We start from the raw sequence: 16016 nt of genomic DNA, 5'->3' as shown, positions 1-16016 counted from the left end.
GCTTTTCAGCCGTAGACCGGATACTTCCGGCACTGCGCGGTCACCGCATCGCGCACCTTCGCCAGCACCGCCTCGTCGCCCGGCGCATCCAGCACGTCGCAGATCCAGTTGGCCAGGTCGATGCAGTCCTGCTCGCCATAGCCGCGCGTGGTGACCGCAGGAGTACCGATGCGCAGGCCGGAGGTGACGAAGGGCTTGCGCGGGTCGTTCGGCACGGAATTCTTGTTGACGGTGATGTGCGCCTTGCCCAGCGCCTCTTCCGCCTCCTTGCCGCTGACGTCCTTGCCGATCATGTCGACCAGCATCAGGTGGTTCTCGGTGCCGCCGGACACGATCTTGTAGCCGCGCGCGATGATCGTCTTCGCCATCGCCTGCGCGTTCTTCACCACTTGCGCCTGGTAGGCCTTGAACTCCGGCTCCAGCGCTTCCTTGAAGGCCACGGCCTTGGCGGCGATGACGTGCATTAGCGGACCGCCCTGGATGCCGGGGAAGACGATGCTCTGCAGCTTCTTCTCGATCTCCTCGCCCGCACCCTTGGCCAGGATGATGCCGCCGCGCGGGCCGCGCAGCGTCTTGTGGGTGGTCGAGGTGACCACGTGCGCGTGCGGCAGCGGGTTCGGATACACGCCGGCGGCGACCAGGCCGGCCACGTGCGCCATGTCGACGAACAGGTAGGCGCCGACCTTGTCGGCGATGGCGCGGAAGCGCGCCCAGTCGATGATCTGCGAGTAGGCGGAGAAGCCGGCCACCACCATCTTCGGCTTGTGCTCAAGCGCAAGCCTTTCGACTTCGTCGTAGTCGATCAGGCCCTGGTCGTTCACGCCGTACTGCACGGCGTTGAACAGCTTGCCCGAGGCATTGACCTTGGCGCCGTGGGTCAGGTGGCCGCCGTGGGCCAGGCTCATGCCCAGGATGGTGTCGCCGGGATTCAGCAGGGCGAAGTAAACGGCCTGGTTGGCCTGCGAGCCCGAATGCGGCTGCACGTTGGCATAGTCGGCGCCGAACAGCTGCTTCACGCGGTCGATGGCGAGCTGCTCGGCGATGTCCACGTATTCGCAACCGCCGTAGTAACGCTTGTGCGGGTAACCCTCGGCGTACTTGTTGGTCAGCACGCTGCCCTGCGCTTCCAGCACACGGGGACTGGCGTAGTTCTCGCTGGCGATCAGCTCGACGTGATCCTCCTGCCGGCGCGCCTCGTGGGCGATGGCCTGGGCCAGTTCGGGATCGTAGGTTTCGATGCGGGCGTCGCGCGGGAACATCGGGTCTCCGGGGCTAGGGCGGGCGGGATGCCCGATTGTAGCCCGCCCGGCCCCCGGCCACCCGGCCCCGGCAAAGGAAAAGCGCGCCGGAGCGCGCTTTTCGGGGACATCGGGCCGGCTGGCTCAGTGGTGCAGCAGCAGGTCGGCGATGATGCCGGTGGCGATGGCGACCATCAGCAGGTTGCCGCGGTCGTCCCGCACCCAGTGGTAGCCGCGGGGGGGATGGCGCACGTGGTAACGGTTGTAGTCGTTCACCACGTAGACCGGGCCGCGGTAGTAGTCGCGGTAGCGCTGGCCCTTGGCCCAGCGGTGGTAGCCGGGGGCCGGGCGGTAGACCACGCGCGGCGGGGCGTAATAGCGACGGTCGTCGTAGCGGCGGTCATAGCGGCGGTCGTCGCGACGCCCGTCGTGGTAGCCATGGCGGTAGGCCTGGCGCTGGTGGCGGTAGTCGCGACGGTCGTCACGGCGGTCCTCGCGCCAGTCGCGGCGATCATCCCGACGGTCGTAGTGATGGGAGCGACCCCGGTCGTGGCCGCGGTCGTCGCGCGCCAGCACGGGAGCGGTGACGGCAAAGGCCAGGACGGCGCAGGCCATGGTCTGGAAAAGGCGCTTGGTATTCATGGAAACCCCTCTGGGTGGCACGTGGACCCATCATGCCGATCACATCTGAACCGATTCCGGCTGGAAAACGGTTACGGCCATGTCAACGCCGCGTCGGCGAAATGTATTCAGCCGCCGGTCGGCCGGTGCCGAGCCGCTATAATCGTCGCCTTCCCTTCTGCCTCCCCGCCCGCCGCCGTCCGGCCGGGCGCCGGGGCTTGCGTACCGGAGCCAGCATGTCCTCGCAATACATCTACACCATGAACCGGGTCAGCAAGGTGGTCCCGCCCAAGCGGCAGATCATCAAGGACATCTCGCTGTCCTTCTTTCCGGGCGCGAAGATCGGCCTGCTGGGCCTGAACGGCGCCGGCAAGTCCACCGTGCTGAAGATCATGGCGGGCGTGGACAAGGATTTCGAGGGCGAGGCCCGTCCGCAGCCCGGCATCAAGGTCGGCTACCTGGCGCAGGAGCCGGAACTGAATCCCGAGCACACCGTCCGCCAGGCCGTCGAGGAAGGCGTGGGCGACGTGCTGCAGGCGCAGGCCGCGCTCGAAGCCGTCTACGCCGCGTATGCGGAGGAAGGCGCCGACTTCGACGCGCTGGCCAAGGAGCAGGAGCGCCTGGAGGCCATCCTCGCCGCCGGCGACGCGCATACGCTGGAAAACCAGCTGGACGTGGCCGCCGACGCGCTGCGCCTGCCGCCGTGGGACGCCATCGTCGGCAAGCTCTCCGGCGGCGAGAAGCGCCGCGTGGCGCTGTGTCGCCTGCTGCTGCAGAAGCCGGACATGCTGCTGCTCGACGAACCGACCAACCACCTGGACGCCGAGTCCGTCGAGTGGCTGGAGCAGTTCCTCGCCCGCTACACGGGCACCGTGGTGGCGGTCACCCACGACCGCTACTTCCTCGACAACGCCGCCGAGTGGATCCTCGAACTCGACCGCGGCCGCGGCATTCCGTGGAAGGGCAACTACACCGAGTGGCTGGTGCAGAAGGACGAGCGCCTGAAACAGGAAGAGAACCAGGAAAAGGCCCGCCAGAAGGCCATCCAGAAGGAACTGGAATGGTCGCGCCAGAACGCCAAGGGCGGCCGCTCGAAGGGCAAGGCGCGCCTGGCCCGCCTGGAGGAGCTGCAGTCGGTCGATTACCAGAAGCGCAACGAGACCAACGAAATCTTCATCCCGCCGGGCGAGCGCCTGGGCAACTCGGTGATCGAGTTCAAGAACGTCTCCAAGAAGTTCGGCGACCGCCTGCTGATCGACAACCTGAGCTTCCTGGTGCCGGCCGGCGCGATCGTCGGCATCATCGGCCCCAACGGCGCGGGCAAGTCGACGCTGTTCAAGATGATCACCGGCCAGGAAAAGCCGGACTCGGGCGAGATCGTCATCGGGCCGACGGTCAAGCTGGCCTACGTGGACCAGAGCCGCGACAAGCTGGAAGGCAACCACAACGTCTTCCAGGAAATCTCGGGCGGCCTGGACATCCTCAACATCAACGGCGTGGAGATCCAGTCGCGCGCGTACATCGGCCGCTTCAACTTCAAGGGCCAGGACCAGCAGAAGATGGTCGGCTCGCTGTCCGGCGGCGAACGCGGCCGCCTGCACATGGCCAAGACGCTGCTGCAGGGCGGCAACGTGCTGCTGCTCGACGAACCGTCGAACGACCTGGACATCGAAACCCTGCGTGCGCTGGAAGACGCGTTGCTGGAGTTCCCAGGCAACACCTTCGTCATTTCGCACGACCGCTGGTTCCTGGACCGCATCGCCACCCACATCCTCGCCTTCGAAGGCGACTCGCACGTGGAGTTCTTCCAGGGCAACTACCGCGAGTACGAGGAAGACAAGAAGCGTCGCCTGGGCGAGGAAGGCGCGCGCCCGCACCGCCTGCGGTTCAAGGCGCTGAAGTGACGGCGCCACGTTGAGCCCCAGCAGAAAGCCCGCCGATCGGCGGGCTTTTTTTTGCGGTGAACAACGCCGCGCGCAGGCGACGGCAAGGCCGGCGTCGTCGCGGCGAGTGGCGCGCGGAATCCCTGGCAAGCCTCGCGCATGAGTCCGACGCGCTTCCGCCATCGCCCCATTCCGGGGAATCCATGCACTGCCGAGGTGCGGATTAAAGCGCCGTGGACCCGCGCCGATAGCGCCTGAATACCGGGACCGACTTCACGCTGCCGCCCGCCGGCACGTCACGGTCCCGTCCCCTTCGCCTCAAGGAGTTCCATGAACGCATGCGCCGTCGCCTCCGTGTCCGATGCCGGTATCGATGACCACATCCAGTCCGTCTCCGGGCTGTCGGACTCGCTGTTGAAGCAGTTGCGGCAGTCGTTGCAGAAGATCGACGAGATCAACCGCATCACCCGCATCATTTCGATGAACGCGCGCATCGAGGCGGTTCGCATCGGGACCGCCGGCCGCAGCTTCGGGGTGATCGCCGAGGAGATGGATACGCTCTCGCGCCGGGTCAGCGACACCGCGCAGGAGATCGACCGCATGGCCGGCCGCACCAGCACCGATCTGCGCGAACGGCTGGAGCAACTGCAGACGGACGTGCGCCGGACCCGCCTGACCGGCCTGGCGCTGGCGAACATCGACCTGATCGACCGCAACCTGTACGAGCGCAGCTGCGACGTGCGCTGGTGGGCCACCGATGCGGCGATGGTGGCCGCCGCCGCGGACCCGCAGCCTGCGGCGCTCGCCCATGCCAGCCAGCGGCTGGGCCAGATCCTGGATTCCTACACCGTCTACTTCGACCTGGTGCTCGCCGACCTGCAGGGCAACGTCATCGCCAACGGTCGACCGCGGCAGTACCGGTCGGTGGGCCAGTCGGTGGCGCAACAGCCCTGGTTCCAGTCGGCGATGGCCACGGGCAGCGGCGAGGAGTTCGGCTTCCAGTCGATGCATGCCAGCCCGCTGGCCGGCGGCGAGCGCGTGCTGGTCTACGCCTGCACGGTGCGCGAAGGTGGCCGCGTGACCGGGCGCCCGCTGGGCGTACTCGGCATCGTGTTCCGCTGGGATGCGCTGGCGCAGACGATCGTGGCGCGCACGCCGCTCTCGGACGCCGAATGGCGCCGCAGCCGGGTCTGCATCGTCGATGGCCACGGCCAAGTGCTGGCCGACACCTTGGGCGCAGACGCCGCGCCGGCACGGCTGGACTTTCCGGGGCGGGCGGCCTTGTTCGCCCAGCCGCGCGCCGCAGCCGATCTGGTGATGGAGGGGCGCACGCAGTGCGTGGCACACGCCGCCTCGCCCGGGTACGAGACCTACCGCACGGGCTGGCATTGCGTGATCGTGCAGGACGTCGACTGACGCCGATCCTCGGCGGCTCAGCCGAGCCACACCTCGCCGTCGCGCACCTGTACCGCAACGGCGCGCAACGCATCGCCGCGACAGGGGCCGGCGATGCAATCACCGCGCACCAGCTCGAACGAGGCGCCGTGGGCGGCGCAGACCAGATGACCGTCCCTGCTCTTGAGGAACCGGCCGGGCGCCCAGTCGAGGCGGCGCCCGGCATGCGGACAGACGTTCAGCCAGGCGCGGACGTCAGCCCCTTGCCGATACAGGATCAACGACTCGGCATCGCCGCCGATCATGGCCTCGACCTCGGCGAACCCGCCATCGGCGATGTCGTTCAGTGCGCTCAGTCGCATGGCGTTTAACGAAGTCCTCACACGGTCATCCGACGGTCATCCGATACTGCCCCGCACCGGCTCCGGCCGCATTCTGTCACGACGCAACGCCATGTACGCACGCCATTTCCAGTTCAACGCCTTCCGCCATGTCTTCGCGCCGCGCAAGCCGCGCCATCCGTTGCTGCGGGTCGGCCTGGGGCTGCTGGGTGTGGTCGTGCTGGGCGTACTGGTGTTCTTCAGCGTGTTCGTCGGCGCCGCGATGATCGCCGCCGGCCTGGTCTACAAGCTGGTGCGCCAGCGCGGCAAACCGGTGGCGCGCGACGCGCGCGTGATGGACGCGGAGTACCGCGTGGTCCGGAAATCGGCGCTGCCGCTGCCGCGCTGATCGCACCGCGGGACGCCGTTTCCCGCCTACACTCTGCGGCCGTTCCCTGCTCGTACGGCTGCCATGACCGACCTCTTTCCTGCTCCTTCCGTGCCGCGTGTGCCCGTGCGCGGCGGCGGCACGTTCCCCGTCCGCCGCATCTTCTGCGTCGGCCGCAACTTCGCCGACCACGCGCGCGAAATGGGCGCGACCGCTCCGGCCTCGAAGGCGGAACGCGGAACGCCGGTGTTCTTCCACAAGCCCGCCGATGCCATCGTCATCGACGGTGCGGACGTGCCCTACCCGCCCGGGACGCAGGACCTGCACCATGAGGTGGAACTGGTCGTGGCGCTGGGAGCCGATGCGCCGCCGGGCGAACTGGGGCGCGATGCCGCCGCGTCGCTCGTGGTCGCCTGCGGCGTGGGCCTGGACCTGACCCGACGCGACCTGCAGGCCGCGGCCAAGGCCAAGGGCCTGCCGTGGGACACCGGCAAGGGCTTCGACCATTCCGCGCCGGTGAGCGAGCTGGTTCCCGTTGCCGACATCGGCACGCTGGAGGACCGCACGCTGACCCTGCGCGTGAACGACGAAACCCGCCAGCACGGATCGCTGCACGACCTGATCTGGGACGTGCCCGACATCCTGATCGAACTGTCGAAGCTCTATGCACTCAAGGCCGGCGATCTGGTCTTCATGGGCACCCCCGCCGGCGTGGCCGCGCTGGCGCCGGGCGACCGCTTCGCGGCCTCGCTCGACGGCGTGGTGACGCTGCAGGGACGCATTACGGACTGAGCGTTGCAACCACGGCCTCCATGCGCGCTATAGTCCCCGCCGATGGCGCAGCGGCGCCGGCAGACTAAGGACAACAGCATGGGCATGATCGGCGAGTTCAAGGAGTTCATCGCGCGTGGCAACGTGGTCGACCTGGCGGTCGGCGTGGTGATCGGCGCGGCCTTCGGCAAGATCGTCACCACGCTCGTCGACAAGATCATCATGCCGCCCATCGGTTACCTGATCGGGGGCATCGACTTCTCGAAGTGGGCGTGGACCCTGAAGGAAGCCACGGTAGACGCGGCAGGCAAGGAAGTGCCGGCGATCGTGGTCGGCATCGGCGAGTTCCTCAATACGGTGATCCAGTTCGTCATCGTCGCCTTCGCCATCTTCCTGCTGGTCAAGGCGGTGAACCGCCTGCACCGCAGGCCCGAGGCCGCACCGGCGGCGCCGCCGGAAGACGTGCTGCTGTTGCGCGAGATCCGCGATGCCCTGAAGAAGTAGGCGGACGCCGCATTCCGAACCGGCAACACCGGCAAAGGAACCGCGAGGCCACGGGCTGCTAAGCTCGTGGCCTTCGTTTTCCCGGGATACGCCATGCGCCTTGCTCCGCTGCTGCTCGCCCTGACCCTCGCCGCTCCCGCCCTGGCCGCCGGGCGCGAGACGCGCATTCCGGACGCCGCGCTCGCCACCGCCGCCACCCTGCGCAAACAGGCGCTCGCCGACGACACCGGATGGAAGGTCGTCGAATCGCTGACCACCGAGATCGGTCCGCGCCTGGCCGGCAGCGAGGCCGATGCGAAGGCGGTGGCGTGGGCACAGGCGAAGTTCAGGGCGCTCGGATTCGACAAGGTCTGGCTGGAGCCGGTGACGTTCCCGAAGTGGGTGCGCCGCAGCGAGCGCGCCGCGATCCTCGGCGCACATGCGCAATCGCTGACGGTCACCGCGCTGGGCGGCAGCCCGGCCGGTGCGGTGGAGGCGGAGATCGTCCGCTTCGCCGACCTCGCCGCGCTTGAAGCGGCCCCCGACGGTTCGCTGGCCGGGAAGATCGCGTTCGTCGACTACCAGATGAAGGCCGCACGCGATGGCAGCGACTACCGCAACGGCGGCGCGATCCGCTCGAAGGGTCCGTCGGCGGCGATCCGCAAGGGCGCGGTCGCGTTCCTGATGCGTTCGGCCGGCACGGACAATCACCGCGTCGCGCACACCGGCATCACCCGCTTCGACGAAGGCCTGACGCCGGTGCCGTCGGCCTCGCTGACGATCCCCGATGCCGACCAGCTGGCCCGTCTGCTGCAGCGCGGCCCGGTCCGCGTATCGCTGGCGCTGGACTGCGGCTGGGATGGCGAATACACCTCGCATAACGTGATCGGTGAGATCACCGGACGCAGCCTGCCGAAGGAGGTGGTGGTGATCGGCGGCCATCTGGATTCGTGGGACCTGGGCACCGGCGCGATCGACGATGGCGCCGGCATCGGCATCACCATGGCCGCCGGCCATCTGATCGGCAAGCTCAAGCAGGCACCGAAGCGCACCATCCGCGTGATCGCCTTCGCCAACGAGGAACAGGGCCTCTACGGCGGCAAGGCGTATGCCGAAAAGCACCTGGCCGACATCACCCGCCACCAGATCGCCGCCGAGAGCGACTTCGGCGCCGGCCGCATCTACGCGTTCAATACCGGCGCGCCCGAGCACGCGCGCAAGGCGACCGAACAGATCGCACAGGCGCTGGCACCGCTGGGCATCGAGTACGCGCCGGGCAAGGGCAGCGCCGGTCCCGACATCAGCCCGTTCGCGGCCAAGGGCATGGCGTGGGCGTGGCTGGCGCAGGACGGCAGCGATTACTTCCACCTGCACCACAACGCCGACGACACACTGGACAAGATCGATCCGGCCGCGCTGGCGCAGAACGTCGCGGCGTACACGGTGTTCGCGTACCTGGCGGCGGAAGCCGAGGGCGACTTCGGCAGCCGGCTGAAGGAGTAGGCAGTGCGATTCTGCCCAGGCAGTTGCCTGCCTTTGTAGGAGCGGGCCATGCCCGCGATTCTCTTCAGTTGGACGGCTGGGAAGCATCGCGCCCCTGGGGCGCTCCTACAGGCAGCAGTGGGGTCCCGAGCAGCGGAGCAAGCTCCGCTCTACAGGCGCTGCGCCCACTGCGCCAGGAACACCGCCGTCGCGGCGGCGACATTGAGGCTCTCGACCGCACCGCTGCCGGGAATCGACAGGCGCAGATCGCAGGCCTCGGCAAGGCGCGCATCCATGCCTTCGCCTTCGGCACCCATCACGTAGACCAGGCGCTGCGGCAGCGTGGCCGCGAACAGGTCGTCGCCGCCCCGCACGAGGGTGGCGGCCAGCGAGAAGCCGGCGTTGCGCAGTTGCGCCGCCGCGTTGTCGGTCTGTCCCATGCGCACCAGCGGCACCTGCTCGGCACCGCCTTCGGCCACGCGCGCCGCGGCGCCCGACAACGCCAGCGTTGAGTCGCGCGGCAGCAGGATGCCGGCCACGCCGAAATGCGCGGCCGAGCGCAGGATGGCGCCGAAGTTGTGCGGATTGCCCACGCCGTCCAGCCACAGCGCCGCAGCGGGTTGGCCTTCCGGCAGCGTGCGCAGCCAGTCGCCCATCGGCAGCGGTTCGGTCTTCACCACGTCGGCCACCACGCCCTCGTGGTGCGTGCTGGCGGCGAGCCGATCGAGATCGGCTTCCTCCACTACGCGATAGCCGACGCGCTGCTTCACGCACCATGCCAGCAACGGCTTGAGCGCGGGAATGCGCGATTCGAGCAGGTAGACCTTGCGGATGGCGTCGGGACGACGCGCGAACACCGCGTGCACGGCGTTGAGGCCGTACATGCGCAGTTCGGTGCGCGACGCGCCCGCCGGCCGCTCTTCGCGCGATGCCTCGCGACGCGGCGCGCGCTCGTCCGGCGCGCGTGGCGGCCGGCGGCGGTCCGGCGGATTGCCGGAACCGCGCGGCGGACGGGTGTTCCAGGGATTGCCCACGTCAGGCCTTCGTCTTCCAGAAGTCGGCGTTGCGGATGCCCAGCGCCTCCGGATCGAACACCGGATCCACGCCCAGCTTCTTCTGCCGCTCGTAGTCGCGCAGTGCGATCAGCGCCGGCTTCTGCAGGATCAGGATGGCGATCACGTTGAGCCACGCCATCACGCCCACCCCGATGTCGCCCAGCGTCCAGGCCATCGCGGCGTTGTGGTACGCACCGAACACCACCATGCCGATGATGCCCAGCCGCAGCAGCAGCGTGGCCAGCGGATGGGTCTTCTTCACGCCGGCCAGGTAGGTCAGGTTGGTCTCGGCCATGTAGTAATAGGCCATGATGGTGGTGAACGCGAAGAAGAACAGCGCCACCGCCACGAAGATCGCACCGCCACCCGGCAGCACCGATTCCACGGCGGCCTGGGTGTACAGCGCGCCCTCCGAGGGCTGCAGTCCGGGCACGCCGGTGACGATCGCTTCCAGCTTCTGCACGCCGTTCTCGGTCACGGTGCGGAACGTGTTGTACATGCCGGTGGACAGCACCAGGAAGGCCGTCGACGTGCAGACCAGCATGGTGTCGAAGTAGATGGCGAAGGCCTGCACGTAACCCTGCTTGGCCGGATGCGAGACTTCGGCCGCGGCCGCCGCGTGCGGACCGGTGCCTTGGCCGGCCTCGTTGGCGTAGATGCCGCGCTTCACGCCCCACGCGATGGCCTGGCCGAGGATCGCGCCGAACGCCGCATGCGCGCCGAACGCGCTGCTGAAGATGTCGGCGAACATGCCCGGCACCTTGTCCGCATTGAAGATCATCACCAGCACGGCCATCAGGATGAAGGCCAGCGCCATGAACGGCACCACGATCTCGGCGAACGTGGCGATGCGCTTGATGCCGCCGAAGATGATCAGCGCCAGCAGCGCCGCCACGCCCAGGCCGATCCAGAGCTTCATGCCGGACGACCCGCCCGCCGCGTCGCAACTGCCGATACTGCACAGCACCGTGCTGGCACTGTCGGCGATGGCATTGGCCTGCACGCCCGGCAACAGCAGGCCGGTGGCGACGACGGTGGCGACGGCGAACGCCACCGCGTACCACTTCAGCCCCATCGCCTTTTCGATGTAGTAGGCCGGACCGCCGCGGTAACGGCCTTCGCCGTCCTTCTCCTTGTAGATCTGCGCCAGCGTGCACTCGATGTACGAGGTGGACGCGCCGAGGAAGCCCATCACCCACATCCAGAACACCGCGCCGGGGCCGCCGTAGGCGATGGCGGTGGCAACACCGGCGATGTTGCCGATGCCCATGCGGCCGGCCATCGAAATGGCCAGCGCCTGGAACGAGGAGACGCCCGCATCGGACTTCTGCCCGGTCACCGTCAGCCGGCACATCTCGGCGAAGCCACGCACCTGCATCACGCGGGTACGGAGGGTGAACCACAGGCCGGCACCCAGGCACAGCGCGATCAGCGCGTTGCTCCAGATGATGCCGTTCAACCAGTTGAAAAAGGCTTCCACGGGGATGCGTCTCCGTTCGTTCGTGCGTGCGCGGGATACGGGAAGGCGGCGCAGGGCGCCGCCGGGTCCCTGCAAGATAACCGCAACACGCGCCGCTGCGCAGTCCCCGCCGGCGTTTCAGCCCGACCAGACCCGTCCGAACAGCCTCAGGTCGTGCAGTCCGTCGGGTTTGCGGATCGCGCTGCGGCGGCGGCCTTCCTCGATGAAACCGTTCTTCTCCAGCACCCGCGCCGAGGCCGGATTGGTGTCCAGCACGTTGGCCTCGATCCTGACCAGCCCCAGTGCCGGAACCGCCCAGTCCAGATAGGTCGCGACCACGCGGGTCATGTGGCCGCGGCCCCAATGGCGCCGGCCGAGCCAGTAACCGAGTTCCGCGCTGTGCGCCTTCTCGCCCGCATGGGGTCGCGCGGCGATGCCGCCGCAGGCCTCGCCGGCGATGTCGATGGCGAACACGGGATGCGCGAAATCCACGATGCCGCCCGCCAGGAACGCTTCGCCATCGGCGCGCGTATAGGGGTGCGGGAAGCGGTCGCTCAGCCCGCGCGGCACCTGCGGATCGTCCGCATGCCGCAGCAGCGAATCCAGGTCGTCCCGCCGCCAGGCGCGCAGCAGGAAGCCCTCGCCCTCGATGCGCACGCCTGCGAACGGGCGTGCGCCGCGGTCAGCCATGGCCACCCACGGACGGGGTCTCCGCTTCCAGCTTGGTCAGCTCGTGCGCCACCGCCTCCGGCGACCGCGTGAACGGCGCCAGCAGCGCGTAGAACGCAGGCACCACGTACAGCGACAGCAGCGTGGAGAACGTCACGCCGAAGATCACCACCACGCCGATGGTGGCGCGGCTGGCCGACCCCGGCCCGCCCGCCAGCACCAGCGGCACTGCGCCCATGACCGTGGCGACGGAGGTCATGAGGATCGGGCGCAACCGTACGCGCGCGGACTCGGCGATGGCCTGGGCCACGCTGGATCCGTCGTCGCGCAGCTGGTTGGCGAACTCGACGATCAGGATGCCGTTCTTCGCCGCCAGGCCGATCAGCATGACGATGCCGATCTGGCTGAAGAGATTCAGCGTGCCGCCCGTCACCCACAGGCCGATCAACGCGCCCAGCACCGCCAGCGGCACCGTCAGCATGATGACCAGCGGGTGGATGAAGCTCTCGAACTGCGCGGCCAGTACCAGGTAGACGATCAGCAGGGCCAGAGTGAACGTCAGCAGGATGGCGCCGCCGGCTTCCTGGTATTCGCGCGACTCGCCCTTCCAGTCGATCTGCGCGTAGTCGGGCAGCTCCTCGTCCACGACCTGCCGCGTCCACTCCAGCGCCTCGCCCATCGTGTAACCCGGCGCGAGGCCGGCGCTGATGGTGATCGCACGCAGGCGGTTGAAGCGGTTGAAGGTCCCGGGCTCGGCGATCTCGCTGAGGGTGACGAGGTTGGACAACGGGATGAGCGCGCCGTCGCTGCCGCGCACGTAGGTGTTGGCCAGGTCCGCAGGATTGGCCCGCTGCTCGCGTCCCGCCTGCAGCATGACGTCGTATTCCTCGCCGCTGTCCACGTAGGTGGTCACCTGGCGCGAGCCCATCATGGTTTCCAGCGTGCGGCCGATCTCCTGCACCGACACGCCGAGGTCGGCGGCGCGGTCGCGATCGATGTTCACGCGCATCTGCGGCCGCGTTTCCTTGTAGTCCGAATCGGGATCCTGGATGCCCGGGTTGGATTCCAGGCGCTGCAGGATACGGTCGCGCCATTGCGCCAGTTCGGCGTAGTCGGGGCCGCCCAGCACCAGCTGGTAGCGCTGGCCGCGGCTGCCCACCAGGCCGCCCGGGACATTGGCGCGCGCCTGCACGCCGGGGAGCCTGGCCAGCTCGCCCCGCAGCTGGGCCACGACGTCGTCGGTGGCGACGTCGCGCTCGTGCCAGTCGTGAAGGAACACGATCACCTGGCCGGTGTGCATTTCCTCGCTGCCGCCGAAGCCGCGCGGCGTGCGCGAGTTCGCGCGGTCGACCGGCTTGTCCTCGCCCACCTGCGCCATGACGATCTTCTCGACCTGCTGCATCTGGCCGACCATGTAGTCGAAACCGGCACCTTCCGGACCATCGACCATCACGAAGAAACGCCCGCGATCCTCGGGCGGCGCCAGTTCGCTGGGCACGCGCAGTCCCAGCGCGACGATCGCGATGCCGCAGACCGCCATCGCCGCGAGCAGCATGACGACGATGCGCTTGCCCGGCAGGGTGACCAGCCGTTCGACATGCCGGGCGTACCCATCGCTGATCCGGGTCAGCGTGCGGTTGGTCCATGCGTTGAGCCCGCGCGGCTCGGTGTGCGGCCGTACCAGCTTGGACGACATCATCGGCGTCAGCGTCAGGGCGACGAAGGCCGAGATCGCCACCGCTGCCGCCAGGGCCACCGACAGTTCGCGGAACAGGCGGCCGGTATTGCCCTCCATGAAGCCGACCGGCAGGAACACCGCCACCAGCACCGCGGTGGTCGCGATCACCGCGAACGCCACCTGCGAGGTACCGCGCCGCGCCGCCACCAGCGCCGGCTCGCCCAAATCGGCGCGCCGCTGCACGTTCTCCAGCACCACGATGGCGTCGTCCACCACCAGGCCGATGCAGAGCACCAGCGCGAGCAGCGTGAGCAGGTTGATCGAGAAACCGAAGGCATACAGCGCGATGAAGGACGCGATCAAACAGACCGGCACCGTCACCGCGGGAATCAGTGCCGCGCGCAGGCTGCCCAGGAACAGCCAGATGACCAGGAACACCAGCACCATGGCCTCGCCCAGCGTCCAGTAGACGCGCTCGATGGAGGCCTCGATGAAGGTGGTGCTGTCGTAGGCGATGAAGATCTCCGTGCCTTCCGGCAGCGTCTGCTGGATGATCTCGGCCTCGGCCCGCGCCGCCCGCGCCACGTCCAGCGCATTGGCGGTGGAGGTGCGCACGATGCCCAGGCCGACGTTCGGCACGGCATTGCTGCGCAGATAGGAACGGCGTTCCTCCGCGCCCAGTTCCACCTGCGCCACGTCGCCCAGCCGCACCACGTAGCCGTCCTCGCCCTTGCGCAACGGCAACTGCGCGAACTGCTCCGGGCGCTGGTAGCCGCGCTCCACGCGCAGGGTGAAATCGCGCGTGGCGGACTCGATGCGGCCGGCCGGCAGTTCGACGTTCTGCGCCCGCAGCGCGGTCTCGACATCGCTGGTGGTGACCCCGCGCGCGGCCATCGCCTCGCGATCCAGCCAGATGCGCATGGCATAGCGCTGGCCGCCGCCCAACTGCACGCGGGCCACGCCGTCGAGCGAGGACAGCCGGTCCAGCACATAGCGGTCGGCGTAGTCGGTCAGCTCCATCGTGTCCATCACGGTGGAGCGCATGTTCAACCAGATGATGACGTCGGCGTCGGCCTCGACCTTGGAGATCTCCGGCGGGTCGGCCTCGTCGGGCATGCGGTCCATCACCCGGCTGACGCGGTCGCGCACGTCGTTGGCAGCCGCTTCGATGTCGCGGCTGAGGTTGAACTCGATGGTGACGTCGGAGCGGCCGTTGCGGCTGCTGGACTGGATGGTCTTGATGCCCTCGATGCCGGACAGGCCGTCCTCGAGGATCTGGGTGACGCGCGTCTCCACCACCGCCGCGGAAGCACCCGGATAGTTCACCTCCACCGACACGATGGGCGGGTCGATGTTGGGCAGCTCGCGCAGGGTCAGGCGCAGGAACGACATCACGCCGAGCACCACCAGCAGCAGGCTCACCACCACCGCGAAGACGGGGCGCTTGATCGAAACGTCGGAAAGCAGCATGGCGCTCAGCCCTGGCCGTCGGCAGCGGGCGCGTCGCGCGTCGCCGGCGCCGCGTCGGCGACCTTCACGCCGGGACGCAGCTTGCCGGTACCGTCGATGACGATGCGCTCACCGGCCGCCAGACCCTCGACGATCTCCACGCGGCCGTCGCGGCGCACGCCGGCGGTGATCGGCGCCTGCTCGACGCTGCCATCGCCCTTGACGCGGTAGACGAAGGAATCGCGGCCCACCTGCACCACCGCGATCTCCGGAATCACCAGCGCCTGCCGTTCCGGGCGGAGCAGCCGCACGTCCAGCAGCATGCCCGGGCGCAGCTTGCGGTCGTCGTTCGCGAACACCGCGCGCACGGTCACCGCGCGCGTGGCCGCGTCGATGCGCGCATCGATGGTCTCGACCTGGCCCTCGAACGATTCGCCCGGGTAGGCGGCAGCGGTCGCGGTCACCGTGTTGCCCGGCTCGACCGACGCCAGGGCGGCTTCCGGTACCTGGAAGTCGACGTACATGCGGGAAATGTCGTCGAGCGTGGCGATGGTGCTGTTGGCGGTGATCAGCGAGCCGGGGCTGACCTGGCGGATGCCCAGCACGCCGGCGAACGGCGCGCGCACGCTGCGGTCGCCGATGTCGGCGCGCGCCTGGCGCACGCGCGCGGCGGCGGCGTCGCGGAGGGCGAGCTGGGTGTCGAGCTGCGAGCGGGCGATCAGCTGCTGGTCGGCCAGCTCCTTCTGCCGGCGGTAAAGACGCTCCGCCTCGGCGTAGGTGGCCTCGGCCTGCACCAGCGCGGCCTGCGCGGCGTCGCCCTTCAGCGTCACCAGCTTCTGGCCGGCGGCGACCTGCTGGCCGCTCTCGAAATGCACGTCCTGCACGATCTCGCTGACCTTGGCGGTCAGGGTGACGGACTCGCGGGCCCTGGCCGTGCCCAGCGCCTGCAGGGTGTCGTTCCATGCGCTGGGCTGCACCACCTGGGTGGTGACCGGGATCGGCCGCTCCGCCGGCCCGCCGCCGGCCTTCGCCTGCGCCTCGTCGTCGCCGCAGCCGGCGAGCATCAGCAGGGGCAGGGCGACCGCGAGCACGCGGAGGACGGATCGGCTGAGCATGGAGGGTCCC

14 protein-coding genes are annotated in these 16016 nt (G+C 68.8%); 6 read left to right on the top strand and 8 right to left on the bottom strand.

Annotation, left to right across the window (positions count from 1 at the left end; genetic code table 11):
• Nucleotides 1-5: 5 nt before the first annotated feature.
• Both glyA and VGN58_RS03205 read right to left on the bottom strand, forming a co-directional pair.
• Nucleotides 6-1259 (bottom strand): serine hydroxymethyltransferase, encoded by a 1254-nt coding sequence (glyA, locus tag VGN58_RS03210; protein ID WP_327481559.1) that lies wholly within the window; start codon nt 1257-1259, stop codon nt 6-8.
• Nucleotides 1260-1382: 123 nt separating this feature from the next.
• On the bottom strand, nt 1383-1880 hold the full coding sequence (locus VGN58_RS03205; RefSeq protein ID WP_327481557.1) for an RcnB family protein: 498 nt from the start codon (nt 1878-1880) through the stop codon (nt 1383-1385).
• 215 nt (nt 1881-2095) lie between these two features.
• Between VGN58_RS03205 and ettA the strand changes: the two genes are divergently transcribed.
• Together ettA and VGN58_RS03195 are read left to right on the top strand one after the other, a co-directional pair.
• A complete protein-coding gene (gene ettA, locus VGN58_RS03200) occupies nt 2096-3763 on the top strand; it encodes an energy-dependent translational throttle protein EttA (RefSeq protein ID WP_327481553.1) in 1668 nt (555 codons plus the stop codon).
• Nucleotides 3764-4072: 309 nt separating this feature from the next.
• Nucleotides 4073-5158, top strand: a complete 1086-nt coding sequence (locus VGN58_RS03195) for a methyl-accepting chemotaxis protein (RefSeq protein ID WP_327481551.1) — start codon at nt 4073-4075, stop codon at nt 5156-5158.
• Nucleotides 5159-5175: 17 nt separating this feature from the next.
• Here the strand turns inward: VGN58_RS03195 and VGN58_RS03190 are convergent, their stop codons facing one another.
• Nucleotides 5176-5499, bottom strand: coding sequence for a Rieske (2Fe-2S) protein (locus VGN58_RS03190; RefSeq protein ID WP_327481549.1), 324 nt, complete (start codon nt 5497-5499; stop codon nt 5176-5178).
• Between the two features lie 91 nt (nt 5500-5590).
• Here VGN58_RS03190 and VGN58_RS03185 point away from each other — a divergent pair, with 91 nt between their 5' ends.
• The 4 genes from VGN58_RS03185 (at nt 5591) to VGN58_RS03170 (ending at nt 8602) form a co-directional block, all read left to right on the top strand.
• A complete protein-coding gene (locus tag VGN58_RS03185; protein WP_327481547.1) occupies nt 5591-5866 on the top strand; it encodes a hypothetical protein in 276 nt (91 codons plus the stop codon).
• A 63-nt stretch (nt 5867-5929) separates the two neighbouring features.
• Nucleotides 5930-6637, top strand: a complete 708-nt coding sequence (locus VGN58_RS03180) for a fumarylacetoacetate hydrolase family protein (RefSeq protein ID WP_327481545.1) — start codon at nt 5930-5932, stop codon at nt 6635-6637.
• Between the two features lie 78 nt (nt 6638-6715).
• Nucleotides 6716-7120 (top strand): large-conductance mechanosensitive channel protein MscL, encoded by a 405-nt coding sequence (gene mscL, locus VGN58_RS03175; protein ID WP_327481543.1) that lies wholly within the window; start codon nt 6716-6718, stop codon nt 7118-7120.
• A 93-nt stretch (nt 7121-7213) separates the two neighbouring features.
• Nucleotides 7214-8602: a M28 family peptidase gene (locus tag VGN58_RS03170; RefSeq protein WP_327481541.1), complete on the top strand. Its 1389-nt coding sequence runs from the start codon at nt 7214-7216 to the stop codon at nt 8600-8602.
• A 149-nt stretch (nt 8603-8751) separates the two neighbouring features.
• Here VGN58_RS03170 and VGN58_RS03165 read toward each other — a convergent pair whose 3' ends face one another.
• The 5 genes from VGN58_RS03165 to VGN58_RS03145 all read right to left on the bottom strand — a co-directional run bounded on the left by VGN58_RS03165 (nt 8752) and on the right by VGN58_RS03145 (nt 16006).
• Nucleotides 8752-9615: a TrmH family RNA methyltransferase gene (locus VGN58_RS03165; RefSeq protein ID WP_327481539.1), complete on the bottom strand. Its 864-nt coding sequence runs from the start codon at nt 9613-9615 to the stop codon at nt 8752-8754.
• 1 nt (nt 9616) lies between these two features.
• A complete protein-coding gene (locus VGN58_RS03160) occupies nt 9617-11116 on the bottom strand; it encodes an alanine/glycine:cation symporter family protein (protein ID WP_327481537.1) in 1500 nt (499 codons plus the stop codon).
• 117 nt (nt 11117-11233) lie between these two features.
• Nucleotides 11234-11785, bottom strand: a complete 552-nt coding sequence (locus VGN58_RS03155; protein WP_327481535.1) for a GNAT family protein — start codon at nt 11783-11785, stop codon at nt 11234-11236.
• Nucleotides 11778-14912: an efflux RND transporter permease subunit gene (locus tag VGN58_RS03150; protein WP_327481533.1), complete on the bottom strand. Its 3135-nt coding sequence runs from the start codon at nt 14910-14912 to the stop codon at nt 11778-11780. The genes VGN58_RS03155 and VGN58_RS03150 overlap by 8 nt, the downstream gene beginning before the upstream one ends.
• 5 nt (nt 14913-14917) lie before the next feature.
• Nucleotides 14918-16006 carry an efflux RND transporter periplasmic adaptor subunit gene (locus tag VGN58_RS03145; RefSeq protein ID WP_414710730.1) on the bottom strand — a complete coding sequence of 363 codons (1089 nt, stop codon included), beginning with the start codon at nt 16004-16006 and terminating at the stop codon, nt 14918-14920.
• Nucleotides 16007-16016 lie beyond the last annotated feature (10 nt).

Origin of the sequence: Pseudoxanthomonas sp. (assembly GCF_035999195.1) — a bacterium.
In the GTDB taxonomy this organism is placed as follows: domain Bacteria; phylum Pseudomonadota; class Gammaproteobacteria; order Xanthomonadales; family Xanthomonadaceae; genus Pseudoxanthomonas_A.
The sequence above is the reverse complement of the archived record's forward strand: the minus strand, read 5'-3'. Positions and strand labels throughout refer to the sequence as shown.

Coding starts and splice junctions, on each gene's coding strand:
- VGN58_RS03155 (WP_327481535.1), bottom strand. CDS start 11,785: ATGGCTGACCGCGGCGCACGCCCGTTCGCAGGCGTGCGCATCGAGGGC.
- glyA (WP_327481559.1), bottom strand. CDS start 1,259: ATGTTCCCGCGCGACGCCCGCATCGAAACCTACGATCCCGAACTGGCC.
- VGN58_RS03180 (WP_327481545.1), top strand. CDS start 5,930: ATGACCGACCTCTTTCCTGCTCCTTCCGTGCCGCGTGTGCCCGTGCGC.
- ettA (WP_327481553.1), top strand. CDS start 2,096: ATGTCCTCGCAATACATCTACACCATGAACCGGGTCAGCAAGGTGGTC.
- VGN58_RS03150 (WP_327481533.1), bottom strand. CDS start 14,912: ATGCTGCTTTCCGACGTTTCGATCAAGCGCCCCGTCTTCGCGGTGGTG.
- VGN58_RS03185 (WP_327481547.1), top strand. CDS start 5,591: ATGTACGCACGCCATTTCCAGTTCAACGCCTTCCGCCATGTCTTCGCG.
- mscL (WP_327481543.1), top strand. CDS start 6,716: ATGGGCATGATCGGCGAGTTCAAGGAGTTCATCGCGCGTGGCAACGTG.
- VGN58_RS03145 (WP_414710730.1), bottom strand. CDS start 16,006: ATGCTCAGCCGATCCGTCCTCCGCGTGCTCGCGGTCGCCCTGCCCCTG.
- VGN58_RS03205 (WP_327481557.1), bottom strand. CDS start 1,880: ATGAATACCAAGCGCCTTTTCCAGACCATGGCCTGCGCCGTCCTGGCC.
- VGN58_RS03170 (WP_327481541.1), top strand. CDS start 7,214: ATGCGCCTTGCTCCGCTGCTGCTCGCCCTGACCCTCGCCGCTCCCGCC.
- VGN58_RS03190 (WP_327481549.1), bottom strand. CDS start 5,499: ATGCGACTGAGCGCACTGAACGACATCGCCGATGGCGGGTTCGCCGAG.
- VGN58_RS03195 (WP_327481551.1), top strand. CDS start 4,073: ATGAACGCATGCGCCGTCGCCTCCGTGTCCGATGCCGGTATCGATGAC.